The organism is Paracidovorax konjaci, from assembly GCF_900112675.1.
GTDB classification, from domain to species: Bacteria; Pseudomonadota; Gammaproteobacteria; order Burkholderiales; family Burkholderiaceae_C; genus Paracidovorax; species Paracidovorax konjaci.
Genome location: NZ_FOMQ01000014.1, coordinates 1 through 12,112, shown reverse-complemented (window position 1 = coordinate 12,112; position 12,112 = coordinate 1). Strand labels below are relative to the sequence as shown.

Annotated in this window: 12 protein-coding genes; 10 read left to right on the top strand and 2 right to left on the bottom strand. The window is 66.4% G+C overall.

Features of this window, described 5'->3' with window-relative positions; all coding sequences use genetic code 11:
• Window positions 1–85 precede the first annotated feature (85 nt).
• The 6 genes from BM144_RS17990 to BM144_RS17965 all read left to right on the top strand — a co-directional run bounded on the left by BM144_RS17990 (window position 86) and on the right by BM144_RS17965 (window position 3,478).
• Window positions 86–550 carry a DUF2846 domain-containing protein gene (locus BM144_RS17990; protein ID WP_092955444.1) on the top strand — a complete coding sequence of 155 codons (465 nt, stop codon included), beginning with the start codon at window positions 86–88 and terminating at the stop codon, window positions 548–550.
• A gap of 107 nt (window positions 551–657) precedes the next feature.
• The gene (locus BM144_RS17985) at window positions 658–1,107 is read left to right on the top strand and encodes a YajG family lipoprotein (protein WP_139225768.1); all 450 of its coding nucleotides are present in this window, start codon (window positions 658–660) and stop codon (window positions 1,105–1,107) included.
• Between the two features lie 33 nt (window positions 1,108–1,140).
• Entirely contained in the window at window positions 1,141–1,353 is a 213-nt protein-coding gene (locus BM144_RS17980) for a hypothetical protein (protein ID WP_092955440.1), read from the top strand.
• A 240-nt stretch (window positions 1,354–1,593) separates the two neighbouring features.
• Window positions 1,594–2,151 carry a cytochrome b gene (locus BM144_RS17975; protein ID WP_092955437.1) on the top strand — a complete coding sequence of 186 codons (558 nt, stop codon included), beginning with the start codon at window positions 1,594–1,596 and terminating at the stop codon, window positions 2,149–2,151.
• 87 nt (window positions 2,152–2,238) lie between these two features.
• Entirely contained in the window at window positions 2,239–2,817 is a 579-nt protein-coding gene (locus BM144_RS17970) for a YceI family protein (RefSeq protein WP_092955434.1), read from the top strand.
• A gap of 85 nt (window positions 2,818–2,902) precedes the next feature.
• Window positions 2,903–3,478, top strand: coding sequence for a YceI family protein (locus BM144_RS17965; RefSeq protein WP_092955431.1), 576 nt, complete (start codon window positions 2,903–2,905; stop codon window positions 3,476–3,478).
• Between the two features lie 137 nt (window positions 3,479–3,615).
• Here the strand turns inward: BM144_RS17965 and BM144_RS17960 are convergent, their stop codons facing one another.
• Window positions 3,616–4,749, bottom strand: coding sequence for a phosphatase domain-containing putative toxin (locus BM144_RS17960; RefSeq protein ID WP_245783715.1), 1,134 nt, complete (start codon window positions 4,747–4,749; stop codon window positions 3,616–3,618).
• Window positions 4,750–4,936: 187 nt separating this feature from the next.
• Window positions 4,937–6,289 (bottom strand): dicarboxylate/amino acid:cation symporter, encoded by a 1,353-nt coding sequence (locus BM144_RS17955; RefSeq protein ID WP_092955428.1) that lies wholly within the window; start codon window positions 6,287–6,289, stop codon window positions 4,937–4,939.
• A 358-nt stretch (window positions 6,290–6,647) separates the two neighbouring features.
• Between BM144_RS17955 and urtA the strand changes: the two genes are divergently transcribed.
• The 4 genes from urtA (at window position 6,648) to urtD (ending at window position 11,869) form a co-directional block, all read left to right on the top strand.
• Window positions 6,648–7,910 (top strand): urea ABC transporter substrate-binding protein, encoded by a 1,263-nt coding sequence (urtA, locus tag BM144_RS17950; RefSeq protein WP_092955425.1) that lies wholly within the window; start codon window positions 6,648–6,650, stop codon window positions 7,908–7,910.
• Between the two features lie 189 nt (window positions 7,911–8,099).
• Complete coding sequence (gene urtB, locus BM144_RS17945) at window positions 8,100–9,683, top strand: urea ABC transporter permease subunit UrtB (RefSeq protein ID WP_092955422.1); 1,584 nt, start codon at window positions 8,100–8,102, stop codon at window positions 9,681–9,683.
• A gap of 153 nt (window positions 9,684–9,836) precedes the next feature.
• A complete protein-coding gene (gene urtC / locus BM144_RS17940) occupies window positions 9,837–10,994 on the top strand; it encodes an urea ABC transporter permease subunit UrtC (protein WP_092955418.1) in 1,158 nt (385 codons plus the stop codon).
• The gene (gene urtD, locus BM144_RS17935; protein WP_092955415.1) at window positions 10,991–11,869 is read left to right on the top strand and encodes an urea ABC transporter ATP-binding protein UrtD; all 879 of its coding nucleotides are present in this window, start codon (window positions 10,991–10,993) and stop codon (window positions 11,867–11,869) included. The genes urtC and urtD overlap by 4 nt, the downstream gene beginning before the upstream one ends.
• Window positions 11,870–12,112: the final 243 nt, after the last annotated feature.

The following is a 12,112-nucleotide window of genomic DNA, read 5'->3' as shown; positions in this document are numbered from 1 at the left end:
CCGCGTTGTGTCGCGTTGCGGTCGGAAGGCATGCGGCGCTCTGCCCAGCGCCTTCCGTTCTCCCTGTTCCAAGCTCTACCCCACAATGAAAACCAACTACAACATCGCCGTGGTGGCGATTTCCGCCCTGGTGCTGACCGGCTGCGCTTCCGTCAACATGGCCAGCCAGGCGGATTCCGACAAGGCCAAGCAATTCAGCGAGCCGGCCCCCGGAAATGCCGGCCTGTACGTCTACCGCAACAGTGTCATCGGCAAGGCCGTCAAGAAAGACATCAAGGTCGATGGCAAGTGCCTGGGCGAAAGCGCGCCCGACGTGTTCTTCTACACGCAGGTCGAAGGCGGCAAGAAGCACACCATCGAAACGGAATCGGAGTTCTCGCCGAACGTCCTGGAAGTGTTCATGGAAGCCGGCAAGAACTACTTCATCCGGCAATACATCAAGTTCGGTGCGTTGATGGGCGGAGCGGACGTGGAGCCGATCGCGGAAGAGCAAGGCAAGGCCGATGTCGCCAAGCTCGCCATGGCCCAGCCAGGCACCTGCAGCAAGTAACGGCCATCGGCGGAGGGCGGCCGCAGGGTGCGCCGCCCCCATGCCCGCTGCCGCTGCGGGCGATCCGCGATGAATGGACCGGCAAGACGGAAAGAACGAGGACCCAGATGAAAGCGCTTCTGCCCATGGTCGCCGCCGCACTGCTGGCGGGCTGCGGCACCACTTCCGGGCGGCTCGGCCCACTTCCTGACATCTCCGACGCTTCGGCCTCCGCCACCGTGACCGTCGTCAGGGTGAGCAGCATGGTCGGTGCCGCCAACGGATACACCATCGCATTGGACGGCAAGGACATCTTGGGCATCGGCTCCGGCGAGCATGCCGAGTTTCCCGTGGCGCCGGGCGAGCATTACCTCGGCGTGAAGTGCTTTGGCGGCTTTTCTCCCACGTGGAAGGAGGATGCGCTCCGGTTCACCGCAAAGCCGTTGTCATCCAACTATTTCATCGTGCGCCCGAGCATGGGCTGCGCTGCGGTGATGAGCGCCGATGAAGCCGAAGCCCGGGCGCTCTTGCCGAAGAGCAAGGCCGTCGATCTGGGCAAGGCGGCAGGCACCCCGTAATTCACGCGCCCGGCGGTACAGGCCGGTGTCGCGGTGCTGTGGCACGGCGCGCGCCGCATCGACGGCGACGGCGACGGCGACGGGTGCTACTGGTTTCTTCACCCGTGGTTTACCCGAGTTCAGCGGACGACCGGCAGATACGCGACGGTGAAGCGTGCGGAGATCCTGCGCGCCATCGACCGGTTCCAGGCGTTGCTGGACGAGGCGAAGGTGTCGCGGAAAACCCTGGCGTTCCGAGGCGACTGAAGGCTCGGGAATCCACGCGCCGGCTGGCGGAGTCGGCCCCGGGCAGGAAACCTTTCGCCATGTTCGGCGCACTCACGCCGTATCCGTGCGCAGGCGTCCCCTGCGTGCAGTCAATTCACAAAAATTGAATCACTGCATCAATTTCATTGAAACTTCGCGCAGGTTCACCACTCTAGACTGCGGCGCAACCCACTGCTGCGTTGCAGCAACCCATCGATACACACCACGCTTTCGCCTCCAATGACCACGCCCCGTACCGCCCGCTACAGCGGCACCGCCATCGCCCTGCACTGGATCCTCGGGGTGGCGCTCGTGGCCATTTTCGGGTTCGGGATCTACATGACGGGGCTTCCGTTCTCGCCCCAGCGGCTCAAGTTCTACAACTGGCACAAGTGGGCGGGCGTGACCATCCTGGCGCTGTCGGTCCTGCGGGTTCTGTGGCGCCTCACGCACCGGCCCCCTGCGCTGCCCGCGGCCGTTGAGTCGGCCATGCCGGCCTGGCAGCGCGTGGCGCACCATGGCACGCACCACCTCATGTACGCGCTCTTCTTCATCGTGCCGCTGGTGGGCTGGGCCTACAGTTCTGCGGCGGGGTTCCCGATCGTGTTCCTGGGCCTGTTGCCGCTGCCCAGCTTCGTGCCCGTGAGCCCCGAGCTGGCCGAGGCGATCAAGCCCTGGCACGAGATCACCGCCTATGCGCTGGCCGTGCTGGTCGTGCTGCACGTGGCCGCCGCGCTCAAGCACCAGTTCATCGACCGCGACGGCCTCATCGGCCGCATGTTGCCGGGCCGCGGCTGAACGCGGCGCGCCGGCGGCCGTCTCTGTTGCTGGCGCTTTTTCTTTTCTTTCATTCCCCTTCGACCGATCCACCCGAACGGAGCCCCCATGAAGTTTTCCTCGACCACTTTCGCCGGCCTGGCGCTGGCTTCCGCGGCCGTGCTGGCGGGTGCCCCCGCGTTCGCACAGCAAAAGCTCGTGCCCGAGCAGAGCGAGATCACCTTCGTGAGCAAGCAGATGGGCGTGCCCGTCGAAGGCAAGTTCAGGAAGTTCGATGCCCAGGTGGCGTTCGATCCCGCCAAGCTGGCCACCAGCAAGATCACCATCACGGTGGACACCGGCAGCGCCACGCTGGGCGTGAAGGAGACCGATGCCGAGCTGCCCAAGCCCACGTGGTTCAACGTGCCCAAGTTCCCGCAGGCTGCGTTCCAGTCCACGGCGATCAAGTCCACCGGCCCCGGCAAGTTCGAGGTGGCCGGCAAGCTGAGCGTCAAGGGCGCCACGCAGGATGTCGTCGCCCCGGTCACGCTCACGCAGACCGGCGCCACCACCGTTGCCACGGGCAGCTTCGCCATCAAGCGGCTGGCCTTCAAGATCGGCGAGAACGAGTGGGCCGACACCTCCATGGTGGCCGACGAGGTGCAGGTGAAGTTCAAGCTCGCGCTCACGGGCGTGGGCAAGCTGTGAGCGCGGCCTGACCGCGCCCCGCCTTTCCCGTCCGCTGCTTTCTTTTCCGCTTTTCCCCCTGTCTTTTTCAACCGGAGATATCGACATGCGTAAATCCCTCTTCGCCCTGGCCGCCGCGGCCACCCTGTTCGCCGGCGCCGCCCAGGCCCAGACCGCCACGTATGCCGTGGAGCCGACGCACACCTTCGCCACGTTCGAGATCAGCCACTTCGGCGCCAGCGTGAACCGCGGCCGCTTCGACAAGAAGGAAGGCACGATCGAGCTGGACAAGGCCGCCAAGACCGGCAAGGTGGACATCACCTTCCAGATCGCTTCGATCAACACCGGCACGCCCCCCTTCGACAAGCACCTGCAGAGCGCCGACATCTTCGACGCCTCCAAGTACCCCACCGCCAAGTTCGTGGGCGACAAGTTCACCTTCGACGGCGACAAGCTCACCTCCGTGGCCGGCAGCCTGACCCTGAAGGGCCAGACGCACCCCGTGACCTTCAAGGCCAACCAGTTCGCCTGCTACCAGAGCCCGATGCTCAAGCGCGAAGTGTGCGGCGGCGACTTCGAGACCACCATCGACCGCACCCAGTTCGGCCTGGACTACGGCGTGCAGTACGGCTTCCCCAAGAACGTGCGCATCGTGGCGCAGATCGAAGCCGTGAAGCAGTAACTGCGCTTCCGGTTCCCACCCGCCGTGCAGCGGCGCGGGGGCTTTCTTGCAAGCGGCTTTGCACGGCGATCGTGCAGGCCGCTTTTTTCCATTCCGCCGGCCCGGCGGAATGGACGGGCCGCAGGTGATGATCAGGCTCAGGCGTCGCTGCCGCGCCATTCGGACCAGCTCAACGGCTGGCCGCGCGGATTCTCCCGGGCATAGGCATGGAATTCTTGGAGAAAGTCCAGCCGGTCCGCATGGAAGGCCCGTTTGCTTTCCTTGACCGCGCCGGTGTCCGCCAGGTTGTAGTCGTATCCCAGTGACGATTGGCGCGCGATGATGGACGCCGCATCTACCACGCGCGCGTTCTGCAGCATGTCGTAGAGCGCCATGAAGGTCGTGGTCCGGCCGCGGCCCCCGTTGCAGTGCACATGCAAAGCCGTGCCCTCGGGAAGCGATCGCACGAGCGCGATGAACCGGTCCACGTCTTCGCGGGCAGGCCGCACATGGTCGCTCACCGCGATGCGGCTGTAGGCGGCACCGGCCGCCTCCACGATCTCCTGTTCCGAGCGCACTTCGGCAGTGTCCAGTCGCTTCGCGGCGGGATCGGCGGTTTTCCCTTTGACTTGGTCGGCGTGCAGTGCGGTGGCGCTTCGCTGCAGGCGTAGCGCCTCAATCTGTTGCGCTTCCAGTTCCAGGACGGCGTCCGTCTTCAATCCCACGTTGGCCCAGTCCATGGCCCCCCGCCAAGTCAGGGGGTGCTTCTGTGCCACCGCATGGGACTCCTGCCGCAGATCCACCACCACCAGGGGCACATCGCCGAAGTGCCTGCGGATCTCCTTCACCTGGTCGACCGAAGAGATGCGTTCGCTGCCAGCCAGCAGCAGCGTGTCCAGTCCCTGTGTATTGATGGATGGCGGCAGGTGCTGGGTCTGCCCCGTGTGCCGGAAGAATGCCATCGCTTCAGGAGGCTGCAGGGGCGGGGTGTCGTAGACGAGCACGGCATCGGATTCGCGTTCGGGTTCGCGAAAACGCAGCACCGTCCGGTGCCTGCCGATGGGACCTGAGTGGTTGGATGCATCGGGCGGCGCGTCCGGTGGCGACGCATCGGGGACGCTCTGCTTTGCGGGTGCGGCGCCGCGGCGAAGTGTCGGTATGCCGATGAAGCGCGAGGCATCCAGGCATTTGCTGCTGGTCCGCGGCTGTTCTTCGGCGGGTGGAGATATGTCCTTTTCCTTCGGTGGAAGGCAGGATTTGAGCAATCCGCGGTGAAACACGATGTGTGGCATGGGTTTTCTCCCTCTTCCTCTATGGCGTCGAAGCAGGAAATCTCGGGCCATGAACCGCAGCAAAACAGGCAGAGAGCGAAGGGGTTGGCATGGCGGCGAAGCAAGTGCGGGGGGCGATGGTCGCGTGTATGCGACACGCATGAAAAAGGCCGGCGGATGCCGGCCTCGTCGCTTGCAGCGTTGGGGCTCAGTGCCTGCCCGACGTGTCCATGCGTTCGGTCTTGCCGTCCAGGATCGCCTCGGGCTCCTGCGCGGCGACCCAGTCGGGGTTGTCCAGGCGGTTGCGGAGCTGCTCGGTGTCGAGGTCGCCCGTCCACTTGGCCACGACGATGGTGGCCACGCCGTTGCCCACGAGGTTGGTGAGCGCGCGCGCCTCCGACATGAAGCGGTCGATGCCCAGGATCAGCGCCAGGCCCGCCACCGGCACGTGGCCCACGGCCGAGAGCGTTGCCGCCAGCACGATGAAGCCGCTGCCCGTGATGCCGGCCGCGCCCTTGGAGGTGAGCAGCAGCACCAGCAGCAGCGTGATCTGGTGCGTGATGTCCAGCGGGGTGTTGGTGGCCTGGGCGATGAACACCGCGGCCATGGTGAGGTAGATGGAGGTGCCGTCCAGGTTGAACGAATAGCCGGTGGGGATCACGAGGCCCACGGTGGTCTTCTTGGCGCCCAGGTTCTCCATCTTTTCCATCATGCGCGGCAGCACCGATTCGCTGGACGAGGTGCCCAGCACGATGAGCAGTTCTTCCTTGATGTACTTCACGAACTTCCAGATCGAGAAGCCGTGGAAGCGCGCGATCAGGCCCAGCACGATGAACACGAACAGCAGGCAGGTGAGGTAGAACGAACCCATGAGCTTGCCCAGCGAGAGCAGCGAGCCCACGCCGTACTTGCCGATGGTGAAGGCCATGGCGCCGAACGCGCCGATCGGGGCCACCTTCATGATGTAGCCCACGATGGTGAACAGCACGTGCGAGGTCTTCTCGATGAAATCGAACACCAGCGTGCCGCGGCCGCCGAAGCGGTGCAGCGCGAAGCCGAACATCACGGCGATCAGCAGCACCTGCAGGATCTCGCCCTTGGCGAAGGCATCCACCACGGTGGTGGGGATGATGTTCATGAAGAAGTCGGTGGTGGTGCCCATCTTGCCGGGCGCCGTGTAGGCCGCGATGGACTTGGTGTCGATGGCCGCGGCATCGACGTTCATGCCCGCGCCGGGCTTGAGCACGTTCACCACGATGAGCCCGATGATGAGGGCGATGGTGCTCACGATCTCGAAGTACAGCAGCGCCAGCCCGCCCGTGCGGCCCACCTTCTTCATGTCCTCCATGCCGGCGATGCCGACCACCACGGTGCAGAAGATGATGGGCGCGATGATCATCTTGATCAGCTTGATGAAGCCGTCGCCCAGGGGCTTCATCTTCTCGCCCAGCTCGGGGTAGAAGTGCCCGAGCAGCACGCCCACGACCACGGCGAAGAGCACCTGGACGTAGAGCGATCGGTAGATCGGGAGTTTGGCGGGGATCCGTACGGTTGCGGTCATGCAGGCCTCTTGGGTCAGAAGGAAAACAGGGCAGGGCGCGCTTGTCCCGGCGCCGCCGCAGCGAAAAGGTGAGGCACTGTAAAGCAGGGTTTTCTCCCGGCCATTGTGGGAAACCACATCGTTGATCCCACTCCGTGGGAGTCCGGGGCCACTGGAACGGAGCGGGTGCGGGCCGGGCGCAGAAAGGGACGGGCAGGCGATGCGGCGGGTGCGGCGGGGGCGGCACCGGCCGGCATACGCCCGTTGGCGTATTTCCCGCGCCGGGCCGGCTCTCCAGAATCGGGCCCATCGATCCACTGCGCTGGCTTGATTTCCCCCTCCTCCCGCGTTTCCCTTACCCACTTTCCCGGAGCCCACCATGCAACGTCGCTTCACTCTCCAGGCGCTGTGCGCCGCAGCCGCCCTGGCCGGCCTCTCCGCACTGCCCGCGCAGGCGGCCGACACCATCAAGGTCGGTGTGCTGCACAGCCTCTCGGGCACCATGGCCATCTCCGAGACCGTGCTGAAAGACACGGTGCTGATGGCGATCGACGAGATCAACGCCTCGGGCGGCGTGCTCGGCAAGAAACTCGAACCCGTGGTGGTGGACCCGGCCTCCAATTGGCCGCTGTTCGCCGAGAAGACCAAGCAGCTGCTGGGCCAGGACAAGGTCTCGGTGATCTTCGGCTGCTGGACCTCGGTGAGCCGAAAGTCGGTGCTGCCGGTGGTCGAGGAGATGAACGGCCTGCTCTTCTACCCCGTGCAGTACGAGGGCGAGGAGCTTTCCAAGAACGTGTTCTACACGGGCGCCGCGCCCAACCAGCAGGCCATCCCCGCGGTGGACTACCTCATGGGCAAGGACGGCGGCGCCGCCAAGCGCTGGGTGCTGCTGGGCACCGACTACGTGTACCCGCGCACCACCAACAAGATCCTGCGCGCCTACCTGAAGTCCAAGGGCGTGAAGGATTCCGACATCGACGAGAAGTACACCCCCTTCGGCCACAGCGACTACCAGACCATCGTGGCCGACATCAAGAAGTTCAGCCAGGGCGGCAAGACCGCCGTGGTCTCCACCATCAACGGCGACTCCAACGTGCCCTTCTACAAGGAACTGGGCAACGCGGGCCTGAAGGCCAAGGACGTGCCGGTCGTGGCCTTCAGCGTGGGCGAAGAGGAACTGCGCGGCGTGGACACCAAGCCGCTCGTGGGCCACCTGGCCGCCTGGAACTACTTCATGTCGATCAAGAACCCCGAGAACACGGCATTCATCAAGAAGTGGAGCGACTACGCGAAGGCCAAGAACATCCCCGGCCACAAGGACAAGCCGCTCACGAACGACCCGATGGAGGCCACCTACATCGGCATCCACATGTGGAAGCAGGCCGTGGAGAAGGCCAAGAGCACGGATGTGGACAAGGTGACCGCCGCCATGGCCGGCCAGACCTTCAAGGCGCCCAGCGGCATCGTCAGCAAGATGGACGAGAAAAACCACCACCTGCACAAGAGCGTGTTCATCGGCGAGATCCGCGCCGACGGCCAGTTCAACGTGGTGTGGAAGACGCCGGGCCCGGTGAAGGCCAAGCCCTGGAGCCCGTACATCGAAGGCAACGACAAGAAGAAGGACGAACCCGAGAAGAAGTGAACACCCCCCTGAGGCCCTTCGGGCCTTCCCCCCTCTCTCACGCTGCGCGTAGGAGGGGGGACGACGCCAGCGGCCCGGCGGAGCCGGTTCCGCGGCGTCTGCTGGCCTGGGCCGCGCGATGGCTTGCGCCACGCGCTTTCGCAAAGGTGGCCGGGCTACGCCATTCCGTCCGTTGATTTCTCTCTTCACATGTCCATCACCTTTTTCCACCGCCTGATCGCCTGCCTGCTGCTGCTGTGTGCGGCGGTGCAGGCGCATGCGCTCACGGCCGAGGCGGCGCGGGCCATGGCTGCGGGCGAGACCGACGAGCGCATCGCCGCGCTGCAGCAGGCCATCGCCACGCCGGACGAGGCCACGGTGGCTTTCATCCGGGCCATGGCCGGCGATGCGGTGAAGATCGCCGGCAGCCGCGCCATCGTGGTGAAGGACGGCCGGGGCACGGACCCGGTCACGGGCGCGGAGGTGGCCGTGCCATCGGATGCGGAGGACATCGTCAACAACAACCGCATGCGCGGCGAGTTCGATACCGCGCTCGCGTCGCTGCAGTTGCTGTCGGCCGATGCGGCGCAGCGCCGCGCGGCCATCGATGCGCTGAAGGACGAGGCGGACGAGGCGCGCCTGCCGCTGATCGACAAGGCGCTGGCGGCCGAGCGCGAGCCGGGCCTGAAGGCACGGCTCGAAGCCATCCGCGCGCGCATCCTGCTCTCGGGCAGCGACGCGGCGCAGCGCCAGCTCGCCGCGCAGGCCCTGGCATCGAGCGGCGACCCCGCCACGCGCACGGTGCTGCTGCAGCAACTGCGCGAAGAGCAGGACCCGAAGGCGAAGGCCGCCATCGCGGCGGCGCTGAAGTCGGTGGAGGATCGGCTGCAGTGGGGCGAGCGCCTGGGCGCGCTGTTCTCGGGCATCAGCCTGGGATCCATCCTGCTGCTGGTGGCGCTGGGCCTGGCGATCACCTACGGCCTCATGGGCGTGATCAACATGGCGCACGGCGAGCTGATGATGATCGGCGCCTATGCCACCTACGTGGTGCAGGGCCTGTTCCAGCGCTACCTGCCGGGCGCGTTCGACGCCTACCTGATCGCGGCGGTGCCGGTGGCCTTCCTGGCCTCGGCGCTCATGGGCGCGCTGCTGGAGCGCGGCGTGATCCGCTTCCTCTACGGCCGTCCGCTGGAGACGCTGCTGGCCACCTGGGGCATCAGCCTGATGCTGCAGCAGCTCGTGCGCACGGTGTTCGGCGCGCAGAACGTGGGCGTGGAGAACCCCGCCTGGATGAGCGGCGGCGTGCAGGTGCTGCAGAACCTGCAACTGCCGTGGAACCGGCTGGTGATCGTGGGCTTCGCTTTCGCGGTGCTGGGCGGCGTGGCCTTCCTCATCGGCCGCACGCGCCTGGGCCTGTTCGTGCGCGGCGTGACGCAGAACCGGCCCATCGCCTCGTGCATGGGCGTGAACACCGCGCGCATCGACACCTATGCCTTCGCGCTGGGCTCGGGCATCGCCGGGCTGGCCGGCTGTGCGTTGAGCCAGGTGGGCAACGTGGGCCCCGACCTGGGGCAGGGCTACATCGTGGATTCGTTCATGGTGGTGGTGCTGGGCGGCGTGGGCCAGCTCGCGGGCACCGTGTACGCCGCGCTGGGCCTGGGCGTGCTGAACAAGTTCCTCGAAGGCTGGGCGGGTGCCGTGCTGGCCAAGATCGCCGTGCTGGTGCTCATCATCGTCTTCATCCAGAAGCGGCCGCAGGGCATCTTCGCCATCAAGGGGCGGACGGCCGACTGATATGGAACACCTCCCTGCGTCGCTTCGCTCCTCCCCCCTTCTTCTGCGGCAGGGAGGGCGCCGCCAGCGCGGCGGTGCGGACCTCGCGCGGCGGCCGTTGGTGCGGGCCGCGGCGGTTGCTGCGGCCGCCGGCGATGCGAAACGTTGAAAAATATGACCACTCCGACCCCTATCCAACTGCCCGCCCCGGCACCCCTGCTCACGCGCGGCGGCTGGTCGGCCTTCATCGTCGCGCTGATCGCGGTCTGCGCGGTGGCGCCGGCGCTGAACCTGCTCGTGCCGGCCGGCAGCGCCTTCCACCTCTCCGACTACGCCGTGGCGCTGCTGGGCAAGATCATGTGCTACGCGATCTGCGCGCTGGCCATGGACCTCATCTGGGGCTACACGGGCATCCTGAGCCTGGGCCACGGCCTGTTCTTCGCGCTGGGCGGCTACGTGATGGGCATGTACCTCATGCGCCAGATCGGCCGCGACGGCAATTACAAGAGCGACCTGCCCGACTTCATGGTGTTCCTCGACTGGAAGGAGCTGCCCTGGCACTGGGCGCTCTCGGACAGCTTCATCGCCACGCTGGTGCTGGTCGTGGCCGTGCCCGGGCTGGTGGCCTTCGTGTTCGGCTACTTCGCCTTCCGCTCGCGCATCAAGGGCGTGTATTTCTCGATCATCACGCAGGCCATGACCTTCGCGGCCATGCTGCTCTTCTTCCGCAACGAGACCGGCTTCGGCGGCAACAACGGCTTCACCGATTTCAAGCGCATCCTGGGCCAGCCGCTGGCGACTCCGACCATGCGCATGCTGCTGTTCGTGCTCACGGGGCTCGCGCTGCTCGGCTTCTTCCTCCTGGGGCGCTGGCTGGTGCGCTCCAAGTTCGGCCGCGTGCTGCAGGCCATCCGCGACGCCGAGAGCCGCGTGATGTTCTCGGGCTACTCGCCGCTGCCCTACAAGCTCGCCATCTGGACCGTGAGCGCCATGATGTGCGGCGTGGCCGGCGCGCTCTACGTGCCGCAGGTGGGCATCATCAACCCCGGCGAGATGAGCGCCGCCAACTCCATCGAGATCGCCGTCTGGGCGGCCGTGGGCGGGCGCGCCACGCTCATCGGGCCCATCGTGGGCGCCTTCCTCGTCAACGGCGCCAAGAGCTGGCTCACCGTCACGGCGCCCGAGTTCTGGCTGTATTTCCTCGGGGCGCTGTTCATCGCCGTCACGCTGTTCCTGCCGCAGGGCGTGGTGGGGCTGCTGCGCTCGCCGGGCGGCTGGCGCGGGCGCATCGCGAAGGCCCTGCGCAAGGAAGAAGGAGGCGCTGCGCGATGACCCCCGATCTCATGGAAGAAGGCGCGCGCCGCATCGGGCGCACGGAGGCCACGCCGCCGGGCGCCGGCCTGACCGAATCCGGCGGCCGTGCCGCGGGCTTCTCGCGCGTGGCCGTGCCGGGCGAAGTGGACGTGGCCCACGGCCGCATCCTCTACCTGGAGGACGTGCACGTCGCCTTCGACGGCTTCAAGGCCATCAACGGCCTGAACCTCGACATCGCCCCGGGCGAGCTGCGCTGCGTCATCGGCCCCAACGGCGCCGGCAAGACCACGATGATGGACATCATCACCGGCAAGACCCGACCCGACCGCGGCACGGTGTTCTTCGGCTCCACCATCGACCTGCTGCGCCACAACGAGCCGGGCATCGCGCAACTGGGCATCGGCCGCAAGTTCCAGAAGCCCACCGTGTTCGAGCAGCTCAGCGTGTTCGAGAACCTCGAACTCGCGCTCAAGACCCACAAGGGCGTGGGCTCCTCCCTGTTCTTCCGCCTCGATTCGGCGCAGAAGGACCGCCTGGCGGAGGTGCTGCACACCATCCACCTCGCCCACCAGCCCGCGCGCCGCGCCGGCGAACTGAGCCACGGCCAGAAACAGTGGCTGGAGATCGGCATGCTGCTCATGCAGGACCCCAGGCTGCTGCTGCTCGACGAGCCCGTGGCGGGCATGACCGACGAGGAGACGGCGCGGACGGCGGAGCTGTTCCTCTCGCTGAAAGGCAAGCATTCGCTGATGGTGGTGGAGCACGACATGTCGTTCATCCGCACGATTTCGGAGAAGGTGACGGTGCTGTGCGATGGGGCGGTGCTGGCGGAGGGGACGCTGGATGAGGTGCAGGGGGATGAGCGGGTGATCGAGGTTTATTTGGGGCGGTGATGTTTTTTTGGCTTTGTTCTGGGTTTGTTTCCCGGGGCCGGGTCTCGGCCCGGCGGCCGAGGCACTTTTCTTTGCTTCGCCAAAGAAAAGGCCCCAAAAGAAAGGCGACCCTGCTGGCTGCGTCCCCCTTCGCCCGGAGGGCGAAGGGGGCAACCTGCGGTGCTCGGTCACGGGGCGCGGCTGCGAAACTCGCTACGCGCTGGCGCGCTGCGCTCGGACATCGCAGCCAGTCAGTTCACGAAG